This is a genomic window from Sodalis sp. RH21 (assembly GCF_047324175.1).
In the GTDB taxonomy this organism is placed as follows: domain Bacteria; phylum Pseudomonadota; class Gammaproteobacteria; order Enterobacterales; family Enterobacteriaceae; genus Acerihabitans.
In genome coordinates, this window is the sequence record NZ_CP178732.1 from 1196569 (window position 1) to 1218532 (window position 21964).

25 protein-coding genes and 1 riboswitch are annotated in these 21964 nt (G+C 57.7%); of the genes, 9 read left to right on the forward strand and 16 right to left on the reverse strand.

Features of this window, described 5'->3' with window-relative positions; translation table 11 throughout:
• Positions 1-6: 6 nt before the first annotated feature.
• The 3 genes from ACL2XP_RS05560 to ACL2XP_RS05570 form a co-directional block, all read right to left on the reverse strand.
• Entirely contained in the window at positions 7-930 is a 924-nt protein-coding gene (locus ACL2XP_RS05560) for a glutathione S-transferase family protein (protein WP_413737565.1), read from the reverse strand.
• 104 nt (positions 931-1034) lie between these two features.
• Positions 1035-1598, reverse strand: coding sequence for a TetR/AcrR family transcriptional regulator (locus tag ACL2XP_RS05565; protein WP_413737566.1), 564 nt, complete (start codon positions 1596-1598; stop codon positions 1035-1037).
• 208 nt (positions 1599-1806) lie between these two features.
• Positions 1807-2715, reverse strand: a complete 909-nt coding sequence (locus ACL2XP_RS05570) for a LysR substrate-binding domain-containing protein (RefSeq protein ID WP_413737567.1) — start codon at positions 2713-2715, stop codon at positions 1807-1809.
• A gap of 98 nt (positions 2716-2813) precedes the next feature.
• Here ACL2XP_RS05570 and ACL2XP_RS05575 point away from each other — a divergent pair, with 98 nt between their 5' ends.
• Positions 2814-3542 carry a TSUP family transporter gene (locus ACL2XP_RS05575; RefSeq protein WP_413737568.1) on the forward strand — a complete coding sequence of 243 codons (729 nt, stop codon included), beginning with the start codon at positions 2814-2816 and terminating at the stop codon, positions 3540-3542.
• 53 nt (positions 3543-3595) lie between these two features.
• On the opposite strand, the gene ACL2XP_RS05580 is transcribed toward ACL2XP_RS05575, so the two are convergent.
• A complete protein-coding gene (locus tag ACL2XP_RS05580) occupies positions 3596-3781 on the reverse strand; it encodes a hypothetical protein (protein ID WP_413737570.1) in 186 nt (61 codons plus the stop codon).
• Positions 3782-3866: 85 nt separating this feature from the next.
• Between ACL2XP_RS05580 and ACL2XP_RS05585 the strand changes: the two genes are divergently transcribed.
• Positions 3867-4640, forward strand: a complete 774-nt coding sequence (locus ACL2XP_RS05585; protein WP_413737571.1) for a DUF3750 domain-containing protein — start codon at positions 3867-3869, stop codon at positions 4638-4640.
• Positions 4641-4720: 80 nt separating this feature from the next.
• Here the strand turns inward: ACL2XP_RS05585 and ACL2XP_RS05590 are convergent, their stop codons facing one another.
• Genes ACL2XP_RS05590 through ACL2XP_RS05600 form a run of 3 tightly spaced genes read right to left on the reverse strand, consistent with a single transcriptional unit; the run spans position 4721 to position 7152 of the window.
• Positions 4721-5116 carry a tautomerase family protein gene (locus tag ACL2XP_RS05590; RefSeq protein WP_413737572.1) on the reverse strand — a complete coding sequence of 132 codons (396 nt, stop codon included), beginning with the start codon at positions 5114-5116 and terminating at the stop codon, positions 4721-4723.
• 43 nt (positions 5117-5159) lie between these two features.
• Entirely contained in the window at positions 5160-5543 is a 384-nt protein-coding gene (locus ACL2XP_RS05595) for a tautomerase family protein (protein WP_413737573.1), read from the reverse strand.
• Between the two features lie 34 nt (positions 5544-5577).
• Positions 5578-7152: an MFS transporter gene (locus tag ACL2XP_RS05600; protein WP_413737574.1), complete on the reverse strand. Its 1575-nt coding sequence runs from the start codon at positions 7150-7152 to the stop codon at positions 5578-5580.
• Positions 7153-7451: 299 nt separating this feature from the next.
• On the opposite strand from ACL2XP_RS05600, the gene ACL2XP_RS05605 reads away from it, so the two are divergent.
• Positions 7452-8036: a TetR/AcrR family transcriptional regulator gene (locus tag ACL2XP_RS05605; RefSeq protein WP_413737576.1), complete on the forward strand. Its 585-nt coding sequence runs from the start codon at positions 7452-7454 to the stop codon at positions 8034-8036.
• 11 nt (positions 8037-8047) lie between these two features.
• Here ACL2XP_RS05605 and yghU read toward each other — a convergent pair whose 3' ends face one another.
• Together yghU and ACL2XP_RS05615 are read right to left on the reverse strand one after the other, a co-directional pair.
• A complete protein-coding gene (yghU, locus tag ACL2XP_RS05610; protein WP_413737578.1) occupies positions 8048-8923 on the reverse strand; it encodes a glutathione-dependent disulfide-bond oxidoreductase in 876 nt (291 codons plus the stop codon).
• A 106-nt stretch (positions 8924-9029) separates the two neighbouring features.
• Positions 9030-9464, reverse strand: a complete 435-nt coding sequence (locus ACL2XP_RS05615) for an N-acetyltransferase family protein (RefSeq protein WP_413739092.1) — start codon at positions 9462-9464, stop codon at positions 9030-9032.
• Between the two features lie 410 nt (positions 9465-9874).
• Between ACL2XP_RS05615 and ACL2XP_RS05620 the strand changes: the two genes are divergently transcribed.
• The 4 genes from ACL2XP_RS05620 to thiD all read left to right on the forward strand — a co-directional run bounded on the left by ACL2XP_RS05620 (position 9875) and on the right by thiD (position 12912).
• Positions 9875-10606 carry a helix-turn-helix transcriptional regulator gene (locus ACL2XP_RS05620; RefSeq protein WP_413737579.1) on the forward strand — a complete coding sequence of 244 codons (732 nt, stop codon included), beginning with the start codon at positions 9875-9877 and terminating at the stop codon, positions 10604-10606.
• A 318-nt stretch (positions 10607-10924) separates the two neighbouring features.
• On the forward strand, positions 10925-11131 hold the full coding sequence (locus ACL2XP_RS05625; protein WP_413737581.1) for a hypothetical protein: 207 nt from the start codon (positions 10925-10927) through the stop codon (positions 11129-11131).
• A gap of 47 nt (positions 11132-11178) precedes the next feature.
• Positions 11179-11279: riboswitch (TPP riboswitch) on the forward strand.
• A gap of 38 nt (positions 11280-11317) precedes the next feature.
• On the forward strand, positions 11318-12112 hold the full coding sequence (gene thiM / locus ACL2XP_RS05630) for a hydroxyethylthiazole kinase (RefSeq protein ID WP_413737582.1): 795 nt from the start codon (positions 11318-11320) through the stop codon (positions 12110-12112).
• On the forward strand, positions 12109-12912 hold the full coding sequence (gene thiD, locus ACL2XP_RS05635; RefSeq protein ID WP_413737584.1) for a bifunctional hydroxymethylpyrimidine kinase/phosphomethylpyrimidine kinase: 804 nt from the start codon (positions 12109-12111) through the stop codon (positions 12910-12912). The genes thiM and thiD overlap by 4 nt, the downstream gene beginning before the upstream one ends.
• Here the strand turns inward: thiD and ACL2XP_RS05640 are convergent.
• Positions 12859-13773 (reverse strand): hypothetical protein, encoded by a 915-nt coding sequence (locus tag ACL2XP_RS05640; RefSeq protein ID WP_413737585.1) that lies wholly within the window; start codon positions 13771-13773, stop codon positions 12859-12861. The two genes, thiD and ACL2XP_RS05640, sit on opposite strands and share 54 nt — an antisense overlap.
• Before the next feature lie 302 nt (positions 13774-14075).
• Between ACL2XP_RS05640 and fbaB the strand changes: the two genes are divergently transcribed.
• Positions 14076-15128 (forward strand): class I fructose-bisphosphate aldolase, encoded by a 1053-nt coding sequence (gene fbaB / locus ACL2XP_RS05645; RefSeq protein WP_413737586.1) that lies wholly within the window; start codon positions 14076-14078, stop codon positions 15126-15128.
• Positions 15129-15160: 32 nt separating this feature from the next.
• Here fbaB and yegS read toward each other — a convergent pair whose 3' ends face one another.
• Positions 15161-16060, reverse strand: a complete 900-nt coding sequence (gene yegS / locus ACL2XP_RS05650; protein WP_413737587.1) for a lipid kinase YegS — start codon at positions 16058-16060, stop codon at positions 15161-15163.
• 379 nt (positions 16061-16439) lie between these two features.
• On the reverse strand, positions 16440-17825 hold the full coding sequence (gene yegQ, locus ACL2XP_RS05655; RefSeq protein ID WP_413737588.1) for a tRNA 5-hydroxyuridine modification protein YegQ: 1386 nt from the start codon (positions 17823-17825) through the stop codon (positions 16440-16442).
• A gap of 15 nt (positions 17826-17840) precedes the next feature.
• Here yegQ and ACL2XP_RS05660 point away from each other — a divergent pair, with 15 nt between their 5' ends.
• Entirely contained in the window at positions 17841-17996 is a 156-nt protein-coding gene (locus ACL2XP_RS05660) for a hypothetical protein (protein WP_413737589.1), read from the forward strand.
• Here ACL2XP_RS05660 and ACL2XP_RS05665 read toward each other — a convergent pair.
• The 4 genes from ACL2XP_RS05665 to mdtD all read right to left on the reverse strand — a co-directional run bounded on the left by ACL2XP_RS05665 (position 17985) and on the right by mdtD (position 21964).
• The gene (locus ACL2XP_RS05665) at positions 17985-18323 is read right to left on the reverse strand and encodes a YegP family protein (protein WP_413737590.1); all 339 of its coding nucleotides are present in this window, start codon (positions 18321-18323) and stop codon (positions 17985-17987) included. The two genes, ACL2XP_RS05660 and ACL2XP_RS05665, sit on opposite strands and share 12 nt — an antisense overlap.
• Before the next feature lie 84 nt (positions 18324-18407).
• Positions 18408-19118: a two-component system response regulator BaeR gene (gene baeR / locus ACL2XP_RS05670; protein ID WP_413737591.1), complete on the reverse strand. Its 711-nt coding sequence runs from the start codon at positions 19116-19118 to the stop codon at positions 18408-18410.
• Positions 19115-20503: a two-component system sensor histidine kinase BaeS gene (baeS, locus tag ACL2XP_RS05675; protein WP_413739093.1), complete on the reverse strand. Its 1389-nt coding sequence runs from the start codon at positions 20501-20503 to the stop codon at positions 19115-19117. The genes baeR and baeS overlap by 4 nt, the downstream gene beginning before the upstream one ends.
• A gap of 6 nt (positions 20504-20509) precedes the next feature.
• A complete protein-coding gene (mdtD, locus tag ACL2XP_RS05680; protein WP_413737592.1) occupies positions 20510-21964 on the reverse strand; it encodes a multidrug transporter subunit MdtD in 1455 nt (484 codons plus the stop codon).

The following is a 21964-nucleotide window of genomic DNA, read 5'->3' on the forward strand; positions in this document are numbered from 1 at the left end:
ATCCCTCTAATTGGCGGCCGAGACGCGAAACCCGATGCGGGGGAAATGAACCACTACGGCGCCCGCACGCGGATCCTCGCGCCGGATCGCGACCTCATGCACGGTCAAGGTTACAAGTTTCCCTTTAACCGGAACGCGGCCATAATCATCAGGCGTAACCTCGACCAGGCCACCCGCGGACAATTGCAAGGCGTCGGTGGGGTCTACTCCTTGCGATACCGCCGGGGTACTTCCGCGGGCAACGGCGAGCGCATCTTCAGCGCCGATCCCGGTACAATGGCCGTGTCCGATAGAACGAATGCGATCCAGCCAGTCATGTAAAAAGACGAATGGTTTAAACAGGGAGCTTGCAAACGGAACATGCGACAGCGCCGTCCAAATCTCGACGTAGGCGTGAAAGTCAGCGAGACCCGGCTCATTGCCCAAAAAGAAGGGGCGGCCGTCCGAGAGTTGCTGCTCGACCAGATCCACATTCGCGCGCAGTTGGGTATGCAAATGGGGGATTTGCGTATCCAGCAGATCGATGTTCATAAAGTCACCGAAGTAGGCTTTCCGGTCGCGCATCAGCGCTTCGGGAAACTGGCGCTTATTGACCCCAATCGCCAGTCCTGAGCTTGCTATGTGCAGGTCCCTGTCGCTCCACGCCGACAGAGCGAGCGATATTCCTCTGCTTGCGCCTGGAAACAACGTGGGGGTAGGGAATCGATGTTCCAACTCGGCCGCGATAAGGCGCGAATCGCAATAGATATCGGCGCCGATCTGCATCACGGGCGTTTTGCGATAGCCGCCGGTCAGCGCGGTCAGCTTCGGCTTGGGCATAATCAATTCTGCGTCCACCGACTGCCAGGTCAAGCTTTTCAACCCAAAGATTAAACGTACCTTTTCCGCAAATGGCGAAGCGTCGAAATGATGCAAGATGATTTGTGACATGACTTTCTCCTGATACGTGTTAACGCAATGCCCGCAAGGCGTAAGGGGGGCGTTTTAATAAAAACCGCCTAGGCGCTCATTTAATAACAAAAATTAAAACATCACTACTGGCGTATCCCGCCCCACAAGGCCTCCCAGCCGAGTCGTTTCAATTCCTGGTTTTTCGTTGGGTCCCGATGAGAAAATTCGAGAACCATGTTCGCTATAGCGTCAACCAGCTCCCCCAGGAATTCCCTGGGCTGCCTACGCAACACGCCTTCCTCGAACCCTCTGTCAACCAGTTGCTCAAATTCCGGGAACAGCGCCCACGCCGTCCTGCGGGTTTCGTCCGCCAGCTTGCCCCAGGCATTGAGATAACGTGTGGCCTGATACTTCCTGGGAAACTTGATGCCCCAATCAATATAGTGATGCCAAAATTGCTGAATCTGATCTTTGACGTCGGCACCTGCGCCAACCTTCACCGCCGCTCTTAAGTCCGCCTTGATGTAAAGGTAAAGCTGGTTGAAAAGCTCTTCCTTATTGGCGAAATACACGAACAGCGTACCGTCGCCGATACCGGCGTTTTTTGCAATCTTCGCGGTCGGCGCGCTCAAGCCCATTTCAGCTACCGCATCAACCGCAGCATTTAGGATCGCCACTCTTTTTTCTTCGCTTAGAGGTCTTGCCATAACATGTCTTTAATTGAGCGCCCAGGCGGGCATTATACTACAACGCCGCGGAGCGAACAATAGAATGCGATGGGGTAACAGGCTGTATTGACGCGGGTACCTCTCTACCTGCACTGCTGCTGGAAATTATCACGGTACCGGTGTTGGACTGGCCGGCATGAAATTGTCCAGGATAGCGAAGTGGTCGATTGACAACCGTTTGGCATTGTCATGATAAACGCTGTTCCGCCGCCGCTTCTCCCTCAAGCCACTGCAGGAACTCGCCCAGCGGCCGTGACTTGTCCACGTCGGGGGGCACCCATATCGCGTAGCTGCTTCCTTTGACTGCTATGGGAAACGGCGCGACCAGCCGGCCCTGTTTTATATCGTGCGCCAGCGTCGGCAGTCCGCCGATGCCTACGCCCAAACCATCGACAATCGCCTGCAGGCTCACATGATAATGGTCGAACCGCTGGAAACGCCGGGGGCGCAGCTCGCCGATCCCCGCGGCTTCCAGCCAGCGCTCCCATTCCCCCACCCGCGTTTGTGAAGACACGAATACCAGCTTGGCCAGGTCTTCAAGGCCATGCAAAGGTTGCCCGATCAACAGGGCGGGGGCGGCAACCAGCGTCAGTTGCTCCTGGAACAAGGGCCGCTTGTCGAAATAACGCCACTCGGGCTTGTCCAGGGGCTCTGTGCGGATCAGCACATCGAAACCGGCCAGGCTCTTCGTCTCCGTGCTGTTCGATGTCGCCACTGCGACCTCGATCTCGGGATGGAGGGCATGGAATGCCGGCAGCCGTGGAATCAGCCAGCGCATGGCGAGCGTGGTCTGGGTATTGACCTTGACGACCCTGGTGGCCGGCGTCCTGCCAAAACGCACGGCCGCGTCGCCGATCCGGTCGAAAGAAGCGCCGATCTCCGCGGCGAAAGCGCGCGCATGTTCAGTCGCTACGCTGCGCTGCCCTTGACGCATAAACAACGGCTGGCCCAACCAATCCTCCAACAGGCTGATTTGCCGGCTGACCGCGCCATGGGTGATGCCCAGTTCCTCGGCGGCCGCGCTCAAACTACTTGAACGCGCGGCCGTCTCGAAGATCCGCAGGGCGTTGAGTGGAGGTAAATGCCGTTTCTTCATTTGTGAGTTTTAGTACCGATAAAGGTAATTATTTATCGATAGTATGAGATAAAAGCGCGGGCTAAGGTAGGCTTTGCGAATAACGGATTGGGAATGTCGTGGAAACTTATGCCTTGGTGTTTTTGATTGCCCTCGCGGCCGGGGCCCTCAGCGGGCTGGTCGGCACGGGGTCGTCCCTGTTGCTGCTCCCGGTGCTGGTCCAATCCTATGGCCCCAAGGAGGCCATGCCCATCATGGCGGTGGCCGCTATCATAGGGAACCTGTCGCGAATGGGGGCCTGGTGGCGGCTGATAGATTGGCGCGCCGCATCGGCGTATGCGCTGTTGGGGGTGCCCGCCGCCGCGCTCGGCGCGCATACGCTACTTGCCTTGCCCGCCTGGATCATAGATGCCGCGCTAGGGCTGTTCTTTTGGTGCATGGTCCCTTTAAACCGGCGTTTGCGCAAAGCCAAGTGGCGGTTTTCGCTGCCCCAGTTGGGCCTGTGTGGCGGCGGGGTCGGTTTCCTGACCGGGCTGGTGCTTTCCACCGGTCCCTTGAGCGTCCCTGTGTTCACGGCCTATGGCCTGAGCGGCGGAGCATTCCTGGGAACCGAAGCGGCCAGCGCGCTGTTTCTTTATGCCAGCAAGGTCGGCACTTTCGCCGCCCAGGATGCGCTGTCGCTGCCAACCGCGCTGCAAGGCCTGCTGGTCGGGGCCGGCATCATGGCCGGCACCGCCGGGAGCAAATCTTTGGTGCTAAAGCTGCCTGCCGGCATCTTCGGGCTATTAATCGATCTGCTCCTGCTCATTTCCGGGGCGGCTCTGTTATGCAGCGCATGGTTCGGGTGAAACAACATGCATTCGTACTGAACGCGTTGATTCCATAGATATAAAGTGATTTATCACAACGATGGCGGCTCATCGCCGGCGACATCCCATAAGGCCTGTTCAATGCCGCTCAGCGCGCAGCAAAGTTCAATGCTGCCTCTGCGCCCGCCAAAATCATCGTAGCGACTGGCTGCGGCAATGAAAAGCGGATTAATTCGCATATAAATTGCAAAGAGTTCGACATTCTGAGCAAATGTCATCTCTGTCTTGTCTTTTTATCAAGGCCTTCTGAGGAATGGCGTCGGATTTTTAGCCCACAACACTGCACCGGCAGGCGAAGGATTTATGATTTACCTCAAAACGTTCAGTATTGGTTTTATTTGTGTGCTGTTGTTGTCATTTGGCCAGAGCTGGTTCAAGGCAAGACAAAGCGGGGAGGTGTTCACCGGCCAGAACTGGTGGGCCGCCCGGCGCGATTCCACCGGCATTGCGCCTGATCCGGTGCAGCTTCGCGAGACGGCGATCGTGCAAATTTATGCCGCGCCCACTTTTGGTTGGCGGGGACTGGTGGCGGTTCATCCCTGGATCATTTTCAAGAAGGCGGGCGAAACCCGCTACAGCCGGTACGATGTCGTCAGCTGGGGCAGCGATAATGTTGTTCGTCGCGACTTCGCGGCGGCCGATGCATACTGGTATGGCTCGCGGCCGAAATTATTGGTGGATCATCGCGGCGCCGGCGCCGAAGCCATGATCCCGCAAATTGAAGCCGCCATCGGCAGCTATCCCTATCCGCACACCTACCATGCCTGGCCCGGTCCAAACAGCAATACTTTTGTGGCCCATATCGGCAGGGAGGTGCCGGAACTACGGCTGGATCTGCCGGCTAATGCGATCGGCAAGGATTACCGGACATTACGCCATCCCATAGGCTTACCGCCTTCGGGCCGCGGATTACAGGTATCGCTGCTGGGCGTATTGGGTGTGACGCTGGGCGCGCAGGAAGGCGTCGAGGTCAATGTGCTGGGATTCAATATGGGAGTGGATGTGATGTCCCCGGCGCTGCGCTTACCTTTTATCGGCCGCCTTGGCCATGACAAAGTGGTAACGGATAAATCCTGAATCCCGGACTTATCCGCGCCTCTTGGGCTGGCTGCCGGCGACGGTGACATTTCGCCCGCTTGCGGTCCGGCCATTGCCGTTTATTCCTGGCCGGGGACCCAGTCCGGGCTGTAGCCGCCTAGCGCCGGGTGATACATTTCGTCCCCGTCATGCTGGGTAAACTCGACATTCAGCCGATCTTTGCGCAATCCCAGTATATCGATACAGTGCGCGCACAGCGCCTTGGCCACATCCATGCGCAAATCGGCCGTTCGGCCTTTACGGATATCCAGCATCAGTACCGATACCGGCTCCGGCGCGTTACCCGCCGCCGTAATTCTCCAGATGCCGCCTTCGCCCAATTCCCGGATGGCGACGCTAATGCGCCGAATATCGACGGACATCATGCTGGCATAGGTGGCGGATATACTGGCGGCCAGGCGCTGCTTGTCCGCCACTGGGTAATGGCCGTTCACATCAAGTTGCAAATAAGGCATGGGATCTCTCCTTGGAGGTTGAAAGCGTTGCGGTCAGCGCGGGTCAAACCGCATATTGACCGATGCCGTTACCGAAAGACCAATTTTCTTTTTTCACCTCGACCAGGCTGATAAACACGTCCTGCGGGCGAACGCCGAGTTGCTGTTGCAAGCCTGCGGCGATCGTTTTGTAGAGTAACTTTTTTTGCTCGGTGGCGCGCCCTTCATTGAGCGTAATCTGAATAATGACCAGACCGTCGGTTCGTTCGATGCCGAGATAGGCGGGGTCATAAACGAAATGGTCGTCGCCATGCTCATTGAGGATCTGGAAGTTGTCGTGGTCCGGCGCATTGACCGCGCTCTTAAGCGATTCGTAGACGACGTTTCCCACCCGTTTGATGTAGGCGGGATCGGGGTTCTTCTTGATGTCGATACGGACGATAGGCATGATATTTTCCTGGTTGTATTGAATAAATAAGGGGTTATGCGGCCCCGCGCGTCCGCGCGGGGCGGTGTAATAACACCAATGTCAGTACCGCCGCGGCGGCGGCGATCGCGGCGGCGGCGGCCATCAGTTCGGTAAAGGCCGCAATAAAACCCGCTTGCGCGGCGCCACGCCACGCGGTCAGCGCTGCGGCGGGAACCTGCGGCCCCAGCCATGTCGAAAGTCCGCCCGCGGCGGCATGATGGGCGATATCCCGTACCCCGATCGCGGCCAGCGGCGGTAAATCCGCCGACAGGGTCGTGAGATATGATTCGATGCCGGCCACGAGGATCGCACCCAGCCCGGTCAGTCCGGCCAGCAAACCGACGAAGCGGAAGGTGGATGCGAGCCCGGATGCCATGCCGGTTCGTTCGGTTGGCACGAGCTGCATCGATATGCGCGCCGTTTCGCCGTTTAGCACGCCGGCGCCGATGCCTAGCACGATCATGCCGAGCGCCACCAGCACATAGCTATGGCCGGTCGCGGCCCAGGCGATCAGCGCATCGCCCAGGCCCACTACCATCAGTCCGCAGGCCAATGTGCCCCGATCGGCCAGCCGCGCGGACATTGCCGCGCCCAGGTAGGGCCCCACCAGCAATGGGATACCAAAAGGCAACAGCGCCAGTCCGGCGATCGCCGGGCTGGGAAAAAACGCGGCCTGCAGGTAGAGCGGGAGATAGGTCGCCATTACATAGGCGGAGGCGGCATAGGCCAGCATGGCGATGTTGGCGCCGACGAATGCCGGATCGCGAAATAGGTGAAGATCCACCATGGGACGGGGATGGCGGACTTCGGCCCAAATAAAGCCAAGCAGAAACCACAGGGCGGCGGACAGGACGAGGATAACGCGCGCGTTGCCGAATCCCAGCTCGCCTCCCTGGATCATGCCATCGGCCAGCGCGCCTATGGCCAGTGCGAGCAGCATCGCCCCGGGCAAGTCGATGCGCGCATGCTGAGGATCGCGGGACTCGCGTACGGAGCGCCACGCCAGCATGATGAGCAGCGCGCAGATTGGCGCATTAATCAAAAATGCCCAGGGCCAGCCGAATGCCGAGGTGATCAGGCCGCCCACGATCGGACCGCTGGCGGCGGCCGCGCCAATCACCACTCCCCAGACGGCGAACGCCCTGGCGCGCTCTTTGCCCTGGAACTCGAACCCCAGAACGGCCAGCGCCGCACTCAACTGCAGCGCCGCGCCCACGCCTTGCAGCGCACGGCCTAAGTTCAACAGCAGGATCGAGCCGGCCAATCCGCACAGCATCGACGCGCCGCCGAAGATCGTTAAACCGATCATAAGCATTCGTCTGCGGCCAAACCGGTCCGCTAGCGCGCCGGCGGGCATCAGGCAAGAGACGAACGCCAGGATATAGGCGCTCATGACCCATTCCACGCCGGCAAAGGCGCTATGCAAGTGGGCGGCAATGGCGGGCAGCGAGATCGCGACGATATTGGTATCAAGCATAATCATAAACGACACGCCGGAGGCGCATGCGAGCACTTCGCGCCTGCGCCGGCGTTCCCCGTCGCCTAGCCGGGGGGGCAGTGTCGCGACCGGAGTTTCTTCACAGGACATCGATTTTCCTCTCGGTGATGGGCCCGGCCTTGGCTCCAGGTCGGACTTCACGAAAAATAAATGATAATTGACATTTATTAAAGCACATATTTAACTCGCGGCAAAGCGTCCGGGCATTGTGAAAAAAAATATGGGCGGCTTAGGATCGGCGCGGCCTGCACGCGTATGGCAAGATAAATGCGCGCGGCACAATGGCGCCATGTCCAGGAAATAATGGGCATGGCGCAAATGGCGCAAGGGGATCGGCCAGGTTATAATAGATGATATTGGTAATTTATATGATCGTATGGGAGGGGATTATGCCACGGGTATCGAGAGCTGAAACCGAACGCAATCGCATCGCCATTGAGGATGCTTCATCGCGGCTGTTCCGGGAAAAAGGCCTGCGGGTCAGCGTAGCCGATTTGATGGGCGCGGCCGGTTTGACTCATGGCGGGTTCTATGGACACTTCGCGTCGAAGGATGAACTGGCCGCTATTGCTTGCGCCAATGCATTCCAGGAATCGGTCGGACGCTGGCATAAGCGGATGGCCGGGACACAAGATCGCGCCTTGGCGCGCGCCGGTCTGATCAAAGGGTATCTTGCGCCGCAAAATCTTGCGTCGGTGGGGTCGGGGTGCCCGATCGCCGCGCTGGCAGTCGACGTCGCTCGTGAAGCCGAAGACAAGCCCGTGCGGTTGGCGTTTTTGCAGGGACTCGAACAGCTGATCGCGCTACTGGCCGACGAACAACCTGATGCCGATGGCGCCGCCGCCCGGGAAGCCGCGCTGGGTGAAATCTCCACCATGGTCGGCGCGCTGGTGCTCGCCCGGGCCACGAAAGGGCATGTCCTTTCAGGCGAAATCATGGCGAGCGCCAGGCGTCGCCTGCTGGCGGACGATTGATCGCCGGTCCGCTATTTTTGAGCGGCCAGTTTGTCCTGCGTCTTGGTGTCGAAATCGGCGGCATCATGGCGCTCGTGAAGCTGGCTCGCCGGGTCGCCAAACGTACGGTTGACCATGCGCCCGCGCACTACCGCCGGGCGTTTGCCGATCGCATCGGCCCAGCGTTGCACGTGCTTATAGTCCTGCACGGACAGAAACTCGGCCGCCTCGTAGATCGCGCCCTGCACCAAACCGCCGTACCACGGCCAGATGGCCATATCGGCGATGGTGTATTCACTGCCCGCCACGTATTCGTTATCCGCCAGCCTTTTGTCGAGCACGTCGAGCTGGCGCTTGGTTTCCAGCGCGAACCGATCGATGGCATATTCGATCTTGGTCGCGGCGTAGGCAAAGAAGTGGCCGAAACCGCCGCCGACATAAGGCGCGCTCCCCATCTGCCAGAACAGCCAGGACAGGCATTCGGTGCGCGCGCTGATGTCAGTGGGCAAAAAAGCCCCGAATTTTTCGGCAAGGTATAGCAGAATCGAGCCGGACTCGAAGACCCGGATTGGCTGCGGACCGCTGCGATCCACCAGCGCGGGAATTTTGGAGTTCGGGTTTACCGCTACGAAGCCGCTGCCGAACTGGTCGCCGTCGCCAATCTTGATCAACCAGGCGTCGTACTCCGCGCCGCCGCGCCCCAACGCCAACAATTCCTCAAGCATCACCGTGACTTTTACGCCGTTCGGTGTCGCCAGCGAATAGAGCTGCAAAGGATGGCGGCCGACCGGCAGTTCCTTATCGTGGGTGGGTCCCGAGATTGGACGGTTGATGTTCGCAAAGCGGCCGCCGCTGTTCTTGTTCCAGGTCCAAACCTTCGGTGGCGCGTAATCAGACGAATCGCTCATACTCAAAGTTCCTTACGTCTAAGGGAGATGCATCGTGATGCGAGATTAGCAAATCGGCGCTAACAACACCAGTTGACCCGGGGCGGTTGACGCCGGCCGCCTGTGGTTATTTTGCCGGCCGGTTCACCCAATGCATCAGATAATATTTCCCGTGTTCGCCCATGCCCGAAGAAATGATTTTCCAGCCATGGTGCAGATAAAATTGCTGCGCGTCGTGGTTCTCGGTCAGGCACTTCAGCGCCATGGTGCCGCGGCATAAGGGATAACATGCCGCAAGCAGCGCGGAGGCGACGCCTTGCCGTTGCTTGCCGGGGGAGACAAATAAATTATGCAGAAAACTGTCCGGTAGCCACAGCGAAGCAAATCCGGCGATATGGCCTTCCGTCTCGGCGACCAGGACTTTTTCGTCAAGGATGGCGCCGTCGAAATCCTCCAGCCGCCACTGCCGGCTATCCAGCCAGCGCCACCCCTCTTTACGCGCCGCCAGGTAAAGGGTGCGTAAAAAGGGGCGATCCGCCTCTTGGTAATCCCTGATAATAATCGCCTCTTTTTGCATCTGACACCTTGCTTACTCTATTTATAGGACTGGATTTATATGGCTGGCAATGCCAATTGCTTGATTGATAATTATATACTCACTAATTCATAATGGATTTGTTAATTTATCATTTGTGATAATCGGTCTGGTTGACGGACCCTTTAACCGCATCGGCAACAATGGCTCTACGCAACCTGCGCCGTCGCGGGGCCGGCTAAATTGCCGTCGCCTGCGGGTCGGGCTATCGGCCAATGCTATGGCATAAGGCGATTGATAGACCTGTTAGTGGTTGCATCAACAGCGTGCCTCTTATATTATCCGAAATTCACCAGGAAATTAAAATCAGCGCCGCTCTTTATTACCAGGCATGGATAATAAATGATGAGTGTTAGTTAATATGGCAGGCATATGTTATGGAAAAATTCTTAGAAGATAATCAAGACTTTTTTATCCAAACGATGAAAAGAGAAATTAAGCTTTACCTTATCCAAATATTCAGGAACACTAACTCGTTTTGTTTTGCTTACTTTATGATGAATAAGACAGACAATTTCCCTGTTTCAATTATATCCGACTATCCAACCGGCTGGCTGAATCAATATCGGAGTTACGGTTATCAAAAAATCGATCCGGTGATGCTTATAGCCTGCCGCAAATTTTCGCCATTTTTATGGCCGGATAATCCGGCCATAATTCGGCAGCACAGCTTTTTCAGGTTATCGAAATATTACCGCCTCGACAGCGGCTATACCTTTACTCTCCATGATGGAGATAACAACCTGGCAACGCTGAGCATCAGTAATCTCTATGGTAATGCCGATTTCTATCACATCATCGAACAACACCGGGAAAAGTGCCAGATGCTGTTGATAACCACTCATGAAAAAGTGATGAATTTCCTGAATGCCCGTCTCCCTGCATCCTCGATGCACGGTGATGCCCCACACATTCCGATGCTGTCGCCGCGTGAAAAAGAGGTATTATTCTGGGCCAGCGTCGGCAAGACTTATGGCGAAGTGGCGACTATTTTGGCCATCCGCGAAGGGACGGTGAAATTTCATATTAGGAACATCATCGAAAAGCTTGATGTTACGAATGCTAAGCATGCCATCAGCCGCGCCATGGAACTCAAATTGTTTGGTTAACCTTTCGTTTATAATAATAGATTATCGTTTTAAATTACCGCCATTATGGTGATGAATGACTATCGGTTTGTCCGCGGAATTAAAAAATGGCTCCTGTTATATCCGTGATTACTTGATTATGGTTTAAGGTGGGTTTGCTTAAGACAATGAAATTGCTGTTATCATTGTGAATGGGTTAATTGACATTTTTTACCAGAAAATATGTTTAGATGTATTATATGTTGCTTATTATTATCCGTCTCATTATCTGCCTTTTCCGCCAAAGGTATACCGGGAAAAGTTATAGAAAATATAATAAACGATAAACCGATTATCTGCGTGGGCGAACCCGCCTGGCGCATAGCCATGCCGGCAGCGGCGACCCGGGACGGTTGGATGGCCGGGCGGCTGGCGGCGCTGGCGCAGGCCGGTTTTGCCAGGCAGGGCCGGATGCGGGACCAGCCAGCCTGGTTCTTGGTCGCCACGGGCGCCAGCGCGGGCGATAGCTGCGTTGGGCGCATGCTCATTATGCCGCACGAGCCATAAACACGTTCCGGGCATTGATCTTTTCCATGACTGACCTGATAATCGGCCTACATGACTCGGGGTGTCCGACGTATTGCGCCGGACTGAGATTTGACCCGTATTACCTGATCTGGATTATGCCAGCGTAGGGAAGTCACGGTCTCTCGTCCTACCGGGTCCGTGCTCCGAGCGCCGGCTGGGAGCGATATGACCGTTCAACCTGCTGAATTCCCCGGCCTGGCCGCGGCGACATCCCTTAACCTGCTGCGCCAGCATGCGCCGCTGGTTCATTGCCTGACCAATGATGTGGTCCAGGCATTCACCGCCAATACCCTTCTGGCCCTGGGCGCCGCGCCGGCCATGGTGATTGAGCCGCAGGAAGCGGCACAGTTCAGCGCCATGGCCAATGCCGTGCTTATCAATATCGGCACACTGACCCATCAGCGCGCCGAGGCCATGCTGGCCGCTATTCACGGGGCCAATCAGGCGGGCGCCCCCTGGGTGCTTGATCCGGTGGCGGTGGGGGCGTTGACTTACCGTACCGGTTTCGCCCGGGACATTTTGTCTTTGCATCCCGCCGCCATCCGCGCCAATGCGTCGGAAACCCTGGCGCTGGCCGGGGAGCAAGCCCTGGGACGGGGCGTGGATAGCGCCGATGATTCGCTCCGTGCTCTGCCGGCCGCCTGCCGTCTGGCCCATGATTACGGCACGCTGGTGGCCGTTACCGGCCGGGTGGACTTTATTACCGACGGCGAGCAAATATGGTCCGTGAGCGACGGCGACCCGCTGATGACGCGGGTGACCGGTACGGGCTGCGCGTTATCGGCGGTGGTGGCGGCCTTTTGCGCCCTGCCTGGGGATCGGCTGCAACACGTGGCCGCCGCGTGCCGGGTCATGGCCCGGGCCGGGCGTTTAACCGCGGCCCGGTCGGCGGGGCCGGGGAGCTTCGCGGCGGGTTTGCTCGACCGGCTTTACGTGCTGCAAGGGGAGGATTTGCTATGAGGCGCGGCAATAATCTGCTGACTATTGCCGGCACCGATCCCAGCGGCGGGGCGGGCATTCAGGCGGACTTGAAAACCTTTTCGGCGCTCGGGGCGTACGGCACTACGGTAATCACCGCCCTGGTGGCGCAAAATACCCGCGGCGTGCAGGCGATTTACCCCATTACTCCGGAATTCGTGGGCCAACAGCTGGACTCGGTGCTCAGCGATGTGCGTATCGACAGCGCCAAGATCGGCATGCTGGGGCAGGCGGATATCGTGCGGGTAGTGGCGGAAAAACTGCGGCAATATCCCATCCCGTATGTGGTGCTTGATACGGTGATGGTGGCGAAAAGCGGCGATTTCCTGCTGCTGCCCGACGCGGTGGGAGCGGTGCGCGATTTGCTGCTGCCCCTGGCGTCCATTATTACCCCCAACTTGCCCGAGGCGGCGGCGTTGCTGGGGTGCCGGCCCGCCGCCAGCGAGCGGGAGATGCGCGAGCAGGGGCGGGCGCTGCTGGAGTATGGCTGCCAGGCGGTGGTGATGAAGGGCGGCCATTTGGGCAGCCAGTCCAGCCCGGACTGGCTGATTAGCGCCACGGATGAACAGCGTTTCGACGCCGTGCGGGTCGATACCCGGCATACCCACGGCACGGGATGTACCCTCTCCGCCGCGCTGGCGGCGCTGCGGCCGCTGCATGACGATTGGCCGCAAACGCTGCGCGCGGCTAAAGACTGGCTACAGCAAGCGCTGATTCATGCCGACGACCTACAGGTTGGCCAGGGTATCGGGCCGGTCCATCATTTCCACGAGTGGTGGTGACATGCCGGTCAATACGCCCTGGCCAAAGCTGAGCAGCGAAAGGGCGTTATGCAAATGCTGCGCGTCGAAGGCATTAAGCAAATAGCTGGTTTCGCCGCGGTGCGGGCGGATACGCAGCGAGGCCTGCGGGGCGCCGCCCTGTTTTTCAGGCACTGCCGTATAGATATATCCAGGCTGCATCTGGTTATCCTCATCGCGCCATAATAATTGCAGCGCCGGGATGGGGTTAAGGCAACGGCCGATAAACACGTTGCCGGACCAGAACCCTTCGAACTCGCCATCTTTTTGCAGGCGTTTGTTGCTAAACTGCGGGGAGTTGACCCACTCGGCCAACGCGGCGGGAGTCAGCGCCTGCTGTATTTGGTGCCAGAGCGGGCTGTCGTTTTCCAATTGCCAGCAGGCCATGCCGATATAGTTATTTAAATCCCGCCAGTCCTGCTCCAACTGACGTTGAACCGGTTTATCGGTCATGTTGCGGTATTGAATCAGCGGGCTTACCAGTTCGCCCAGCGTGTTATAGGTTATCAGCGTCATGGTGCGCGGTTTGCGGCGAAAAGACAGCCAGAGGATAAATTTTGGAATGCGGAAATTGATCGACTGGACGCTCAGGCGATACTGATTCTCTTTGGTCAGTACGAAGCCGTTGGAGGTGCCGCGTTTTTCATGGTAGTTATGAATCACCACCACGCTATGACTGTCCATCCAGCCGGTGATGTAGTGTTCCTTATCGCTGTGGGTGACCTTCATGTCCTCCACCATGCCGCAGAGATTTTGTTCTTCCAGCGTTGCCAGGGGATGTGTTTCTCCGGCGCTGTAATAAAGCGTTTGCGGTGCGGGTAGGGCGGGTGAAAATGCTTGCATTATGACTTCCTGAACCAGCTACATGACATATAGATTACCCTAAGTTGTTATACAAATTCTTGTTTGACCCCTCACTCATTGTCATTAATGTGCGGAAGATCAAATCCCCTGCGGTACAAAGGCATTCCCTGCGGCCGCCGTCAGGCAGATATGAAAAATATCGGCGTATTAATGGCGGGAGCCGGTATTCGGAACTAGGATTTTACTGCTTAATAGGGCAATTTCCCGCGCCGGGATAATGCCCTGTTATTTCTGGTCGACAGTTTTATGCCGCACCCTGGTATCGATTAAAGGAGGCTCGCATGACCGATATAACATCCTTGCTGGGTAAAGACGCAGCTGCCCTGCTGGAACACCGCTGTACCACCATTCCCGCCGGACACCTCTGCCTGCCGGGCAGTGATTATGTTGATCGTGTAATGATCGACAATGCCCGCTCGCCGGTAGTGCTGCGCAATATGCAAACGCTGTTCAATACCGGCCGCCTGGGCGGCACCGGTTATCTGTCCATCCTGCCGGTGGATCAGGGGGTAGAGCATTCGGCCGGGGCGTCGTTTGCCGCTAATCCGCAGTATTTTGATCCGAAGAATATCGTCGAACTGGCGCTGGAAGCCGGCTGTAATTGCGTCGCCTCCACCTATGGCGCTCTGGCGGCGGTAGCCCGGCGTTATGCGCACCGTATTCCGTTTCTGGTGAAAATCAACCATAACGAAACCCTGAGCTACCCGACCCAGTACGACCAAACGCTGTACGCCAGCGTTGACCAGGCCTTTGACCTGGGGGCGGTGGCTATCGGAGCCACCATTTATTTTGGTTCGGAGCAGTCCCGCCGCCAAATCGAAGAAGTCTCCGCGGCTTTTGCCCGTGCCCATGAGTTAGGCCTGGTGACGGTGCTGTGGGCCTATTTGCGTAATCCGGCGTTTAAGAAAGACGGGGTGGACTATCACTCCAGCGCCGATTTGACCGGCCAGGCCAATCATCTTGCCGCCACCATTGGCGCCGATATCGTCAAGCAGAAAATGGCCGAAAATAATGGCGGATACCAGGCGATTAATTTTGGTTATACCGATGAGCGGGTTTATAGCACCTTGACTTCCGACAACCCCATCGATCTGGTGCGTTATCAGTTGGCCAACTGCTATATGGGACGAGCCGGATTGATTAATTCAGGCGGCGCGTCGGTTGGCGCCACGGATCTGGCCGAATCCATACGCACGGCGGTGATCAATAAGCGGGCCGGCGGCATGGGTATGATCATGGGACGCAAGGCGTTTAAACGTTCGATGAAAGACGGCGTCGCGCTGATTAACGCTGTGCAGGATGTCTATCTGGATAAAAGCATCACTATCGCCTGACGGCGCTTCCCCCGGTGGCCGCGGCCACCGTCTTAGCCCAGCAGCGGACAAATGGGCGGCAACCGGCAGGCCAGCGCCGCGGGTAATACCTTAATCAGGAATTTTTTGCCTTTCAGCGGCTCGCCGTCCAGGTTAAATGTGACTTCATGGGGCGAGACGATTTCCAGCCAGGGCAGGGATGCGGATACCACATGGGGATTTTGCTCATCGCTGGTCAGGCTATTAAGCAATATCGGCAATAATGCCTCGGACGCAAAAATACGCAGTTGCAGCAGGCCGTCGTTAATCAACGCGTCCGGACACAGCGCCTGGCCGCCCCCGGCCTGGCGGCCATTGCCGATCCCTATCACCAGCGCGTCGCCCGCCCAATTAAAATCAGGTCCATGAATTTCGCAACTGTCGGCTTTCAGGGTATCCATGCGCAATAAGCCGTGAATAAAATAGGACGCGCCGCCCAGGGCGGATTTCAGCTTGGCCGGCGTTTCGGACGTAATGCGGGTGCCAAAACCGCCGGTGGCCATATTGATAAAATAACGGTCGTTATTCACCTGGGCGATATCAATATCGGCGGCTTTACCCACAATGGCCAGCAGCAGCGCTTTATCCAGTTCTTCGGGGATGGCGCAGCTCAGGGCAAAATCGTTGGCGGTGCCCAGCGGCAGGATGCCCAGGCAGGGACGGCGGTGAGCCGGCAACAGCGCCAGCGCGCCGGCAATTTCGTTAATGGTGCCGTCGCCCCCGCCGGCGATCACGGTATCCACCTCCAGCCTGACGGCTTCCTGGACATAACGCAGCGCATCGCCATGCTCCCATGTTACGCGCACATGGATGGGATAACCGGATTCGCGGTATTGATCTACCGCTAGCCTGAGCTGTTCATTACCGGCGCTTTTACCGTTTACGATAAGCAAGGACGCGGGTCTGGCTGACATGGCTGATTCCATTAATGCTTTCCCTTGGGATGATAAAACGATGTGATCCATGCCCGCGAGTTACCATAGTGCCTCGCCCCCGCGGTCATATAGCATAGATACTATATCCCAAAATGGGAAAGTCGTGGGGTAGACGGGGTTTATCATTTGCCGGGAGAAGCGGCCGTGATGGGAGGCAAAACCGCGCCCAATAAAAAGCCAGCTCAAGGGAGGATGAGCTGGCGAAAGAGGTGGTTCCTGGTGAAGCTGGGTCATTGTTTTGTGTTTTGATTCAGCAAGCGCATCATACGCCGTGCCGCTTAAACGTTGTGTGACCCGATTCTAATTTCCAGCTTATATTTCCAAATGTTATTGGCCCGGCTGCCGTTTGGCAAAGCGGTTAACCCGCGCTGACTCCCGCGACCATCTTACCGTGCGGATTGCGGGTCGTAGCGTCGGATAAGTTGCGCATCAGCAGCGCGAACCTCAGGTCAATCGCCTCTGGAATCGGCAGATAGACCGTGTGGCCATTGCCCGGCGCAACGTCCGCGTCCGCGCCTTTTTTCGTGACTATCCGCTCCAGGATAAAACTGATATTGCCTTCCGGGGTCATCAGCTCGACGCTGTCCCCCAGGGAGAACTTATTTTTCACCTCCACTTCCGCCAACCCGTCGCGTCGTTCGCCGGTAAATTCACCGACAAACTGCTGGGTATCGGAAACGGAATAACCGACTTCGTAGTTCTGCTGATCTTCGTGGACATGGCGGCGCAGGAAGCCTTCGGTATAACCGCGGTGCGCCAATCCTTCCAGCGTGGTAAGCAGCGCCGTATTAAAGGGTTTGCCCGCCACCGCGTCGTCAATGGCCTGGCGATAGACCTGGGCGGTGCGCGCGCAATAATAAAAGGATTTGGTGCGTCCTTCGATTTTCAGCGAATGGACGCCCATCTGGGTCAGGCGGCCGACGTGAGCGATGGCCCGCAGGTCTTTGGAATTCATAATATAGGTGCCGTGTTCATCTTCAAACGCGGTCATATATTCGCCGGGACGCTGGGCTTCTTCCAGCATAAAGACCTGATTGGTGGGCGCGCCGATGCCAAGGGTAGGCTCAACGGTGGTCACGGCGATGGGTTCATGCCGGTGCACGATATTACCTATCTCGTCTTCTTTGCCTGCTTGCACTTTATATTCCCAGCGGCAGGCGTTGGTGCAGGCGCCCTGGTTCGGGTCGCGCTTGTTCAGGTAGCCGGAGAGCAGGCAGCGGCCGGAGTAAGCCATGCACAGCGCGCCGTGGACAAAAACTTCCAGCTCGATGTCCGGAACCTGCTGGCGGATTTCGGTAATTTCTTCCAGGGACAGCTCGCGGGAGAGGATGACGCGGGTCAGCCCGGCCTGCTGCCAGAATTTCACCGTGGCCCAGTTGACCGCGTTGGCTTGCACCGACAGGTGGATGGGCATGGACGGAAAGGCCTGGCGCACCAGCATGATCAGCCCGGGATCGGACATGATCAGCGCATCGGGACCCATCTCAATCACCGGCTGGAGGTCACGCAGAAAGGTTTTTAATTTGGCATTGTGCGGGGCGATATTCACCACCACATAGAATTTTTTCCCGAATTGATGGGCTTCGTTAATCCCCAAGGCCAGGTTTTCATGGTTGAATTCATTATTGCGCACCCGCAGGCTGTAGCGCGGTTGGCCGGCGTATACCGCATCGGCGCCGTAGGCGAACGCGTAACGCATGTTTTTTAACGAACCGGCGGGGGAAAGCAGTTCCGGAGTAAGCATGATAAATCTCGTCTGATGTCAGGTCAGTCTGCCGGGGTGGTGGCAGCGAAGGACGGGATTTTAGACCTTGAAGCGGAAAAAATCAGCAAAAACCGACAAAAAACAGGGTTTAGTTATTTCGCCGGCACGGCCTTGGCGCGACCGGCGAAATGGCAGACATCAGACCGTTAAATCCATGATCTCTTGCGTTGCGGCGCATTCCATCGCGGCTTTAATCCCTCGTTTAGCGGCGGTTTCGGACTGATACGGGCCGCTTTGCCCAAGGACTTGGTAGTTTTTGCCCCGCAAAATAAAGTAGGGCTGATTGTTACCGCTGTGCTTCAACTCGTAATTATTTTCATCAGGGGCGTTATAACGGGCGAAATTGATGGCATTCTCCGCTGACGCTTTGCTGCAAAACGTGGCGCTGGCTAGAATGATTTCACCATTCACTCCCTTGAGTTTAAAGATAAAATGTCCGTTTCTCACTTTTTCCAGCTCATAATGCACGGTTGCCATGGGATGGCTCCTCCTTTCAGATCGCGCCTACGCGCTCCAGAAAGTATAGGAGACCTATGGATTTTGTCACCGTGGCTAAAACGGTTAAGCTAAATCGCCGGGTTCCGCTTCCCAGCGGTAGCCCATGCCGTAAACGGCGCGGATAAATACCACGTCGTCCGCCAGGTTCTCCAGCTTGCGGCGCAGGTTTTTAATATGGCTGTCGATAGTGCGATCGGTGACGACGCGATAGTCATCATAGAGTTGATTGAGCAGGGCTTCGCGCGAGAAGACCTGGCCGGGAGCGCAGGCCAAAATTTTCAGCAGCCGGAACTCGGCCGGGGTCAAATCCAGGGGCAGATCGCGATAACTGGCCTTGAACCGGTTTTCATCGATTTTCAACGGGCTATGCACCGGCATCGACACCGCTGGGCGGTAGCAGCGGCGCATAATGGCCTTGACCCTGGCGACCACTTCCCGCGGACTGTAAGGTTTGCAGATATAATCGTCCGCGCCGATTTCAAGCCCGAGCAGGCGGTCGATCTCCTCGGTTTTGGCGGTCATCATGATGATGGGCACATCGGAAAAACGGCGGATATCCCGGCAAACCGACAGGCCGTCGCGCCCTGGCAGCATTAAATCCAGCAATACCAGCGCGGCCGGGGTTTTAAGCAGGTAGTCGGCCACTTCGTCGCCGCGGGTCAGCCAATGGGTGCGGTAATCCGCCGCCTGGAGGTAATCCACCAATAGCTGTCCAAGTTTGGGTTCATCCTCGACGATCAGGATAGTTAACGGCGCTGCATCATATTCGCTCATATCATTCTGGGTGCCTGGGAATCCAGCGGTAATTGTACCGTTATTTGCAGTCCGCCTAAAGGCGAATGCGCGGCGCAGATGTGTCCGCCATGGGCTTCCACGATATTTTGGCAAATCGGCAGGCCCAGCCCCGAGCCGCCGCTGGCCCGATTCCGCGATCCCTCGGTGCGGTAAAACCGTTCAAAAATCTGCGTGAGCTGCGGGTCGTCCACTCCCGGCGCGCTGTCCTGCCAGCGCAGCATCAGGCTATCGGCCTGGATTTCGCCATCAATAATAACCCGCCCCGGGGCATCGGTATAACGCAGGTTGTTTTCCAGCAAGTTCAAAAACAGCTGGGTTAGGCGATCCGGGTCGCCGAATACCCACGCCTTGCCGGGCAGGGATTGGGTAATCTCCAGCCCCTTAAGCCTAAAGCGCGCGCCAAACGACGCCACCGCGATGTCCAGCAGATGAATGGCGTCCACCCGGTCTTTGCGATATGCCAGGGCGCCTGAATCGGACAGCGAAAGCTGATGTAAATCATCCACCAGCTTGGTCAGTATGGCGACTTCCGCCTGGAGCGATGACAAGGAGCCTGCGGTGGGTTGCCGCACCCCGTCCTGCAACGCTTCCAGTTCGCCGCGTAATATGGTCAGCGGCGTACGCAACTCGTGGGAGATATCGGCCATGAACTCCCGGCGCATGGCGTCGTTTTTTTCCAGTGACATGGCGAGCTGGTTAAAATCTTTCGCCAGCCGGCCCAGTTCGTCCTGGGTGCCGGTCACCACCCGGGTGGAAAAATTGCCGGTGGCCAATTGATGGGTGCCGTTGACCAGGCGTTTAACCGGCGCCAGCAGGCCGCGGGCGGTAAGCCAGGTCACCGCCGCCGCCAGCAGCCCCGCCAGCGCGACGATCAGCCAGCTGGTGCGGCGCTGCTGCGCGTCGAAGCTGATATCCGCGTCACGCGTCAGGCGTTCCACCGGGGTCGAGACCACCCAGCCGACCACGTCGCCGTTAACCTTGATGGCCCGGCGCGGACCTTCATTGGGCAGCGGTCCGCTCGGGCCCACCAGCCGTTGCCGCATGGCGTCCACCACCCAGATTTGGGTGCGAAAGCCGTGGGGCGGCAGATTCTTGCGCCCTTCATCCGGGTTTTGTTCAAATGAGCGCAGCAGCTGATAGACAAACCGATCGTTGTTGCGCAGGAAATGCCAGTCCCCGTGGAGCTGGTATTGTTCGGCCAGCGCGTTGCTTAGCAGCTCGATGCGCTGATTATTGCTGCGCTTGATATAATCGATGAACCCGCGTTCGAAACTGATCCGCACGCCCCAATGCATGGTTATCACCACCAGCATGCAGGTGGCGAAAATGGCGAGAAAAAGTTTAGCGGTAATGCCGAATTTCATCATGGCTTAGTGCCCGTCCGGGTCGCGTTGCGTCAATAACCCATTTTGCGTGGTATCCGGCGGCACCCGCATAAACACCAGCGCAGGCAGGGCGATCACCACCGCCATACATAAATAGGTCGGGATAAATACGCCGTGCAAGGTTCCGGACGCCAGCGGGCCCGTGGCGGCGGCAAACAGGCCGAGCAGGATGCCCACGGTGGTCACCCCCAGGCTCATCGATAACTGCATGACCATCGACAGCAGGCTGTTGCCGCCGCTGGCCAGATCGTCGGGCAAGTCCTTGAGGGTCAGGGTATTCATGGAGGTAAAGCGCATGGCGTTGACCACGCCCTGGAAAAACAGCACCACCGGGATGGCGTATGTCCAGCCCGCCAGCGCCACCAGGGGAAACACCAGGCTTATCAGCGCCAGCCCCAGCGTCGCCCAGGTCAGGACATTGCGGTAACCGGCGCGATTGACCAACTGTACGATGATGCGTTTGGTGCCCATGCTGCCGATCACCATCGGGATCATCATCAACCCGGCGTGGAACGGCGTGTAGCCCAGGCCCAATTGTAGAAACAGCGGCGTCATAAACGGCAGCATGCCGCTGCCGATCCGCCCCAGCAGGCTGCCCACTAAACCGATGGAGAAGGTGGGCGTATCAAACAGCCGCAGGTTGAACAGCGCGCTGTCGCTGCCCCGCGCGTGCAGCCAATAGCCCAACAGCGCCAGCAGTCCGGCCAGGATCAATAACGCCACATAAACCGGCGCCAGGTTCAGGCCTTTATGCCCGTCCAGCGCCAGCGTCAGGGTGGCCATGCCCACCGCCAGCAGGAAAAATCCGCTAATATCAAACCGCCGGGTCTGCATGGTGTAGTTCGGCATCAGCAGCCAGGTAATCAGGGCCCCGACCGCGCCCACCGGCAAATTAATCAGGAAAATCCAGTGCCAGCTGGCGTACTCCACCAAAAAACCGCCCAGCGCCGGGCCGACCAGGGGGCCTATCTGGCCGGGCATGGTCACAAACGCCATCGCCGCCATATATTGCGAGCGGGGAACGATTTTCATCACCGTCAGGCGGCCCACCGGCACCATCATCGCGCCGCCGATGCCCTGGACCACCCGCGATAATACCAGTTCATGCAGCGTTTCGGCCCGCGCGCACAGCAGCGATCCGAGGGTAAACAAGACAATGGCGGTGAAAAACACTTTCTTGACCCCGAAGCGATCCGCCAGCCAGCCGCTGGCCGGCAGCATCACCGCCACGGTCAGTACATAAGAAACGATCACCGAATGCATGTGCAGCGGGCTGGTGCCCAGGCTTTGGGCCATGGAGGGCAGGGCGGTATTGACGATGGTGGTGTCCAGCGTCTGCATGAAAAAGCCAAAGGCCACCGTCCACAGTTGCCAATGCACAGAGGCGGACGGCGGGGGCGAGGTGGATGCGGAATCATGATGAAAAGGGTGCCAGCGCAT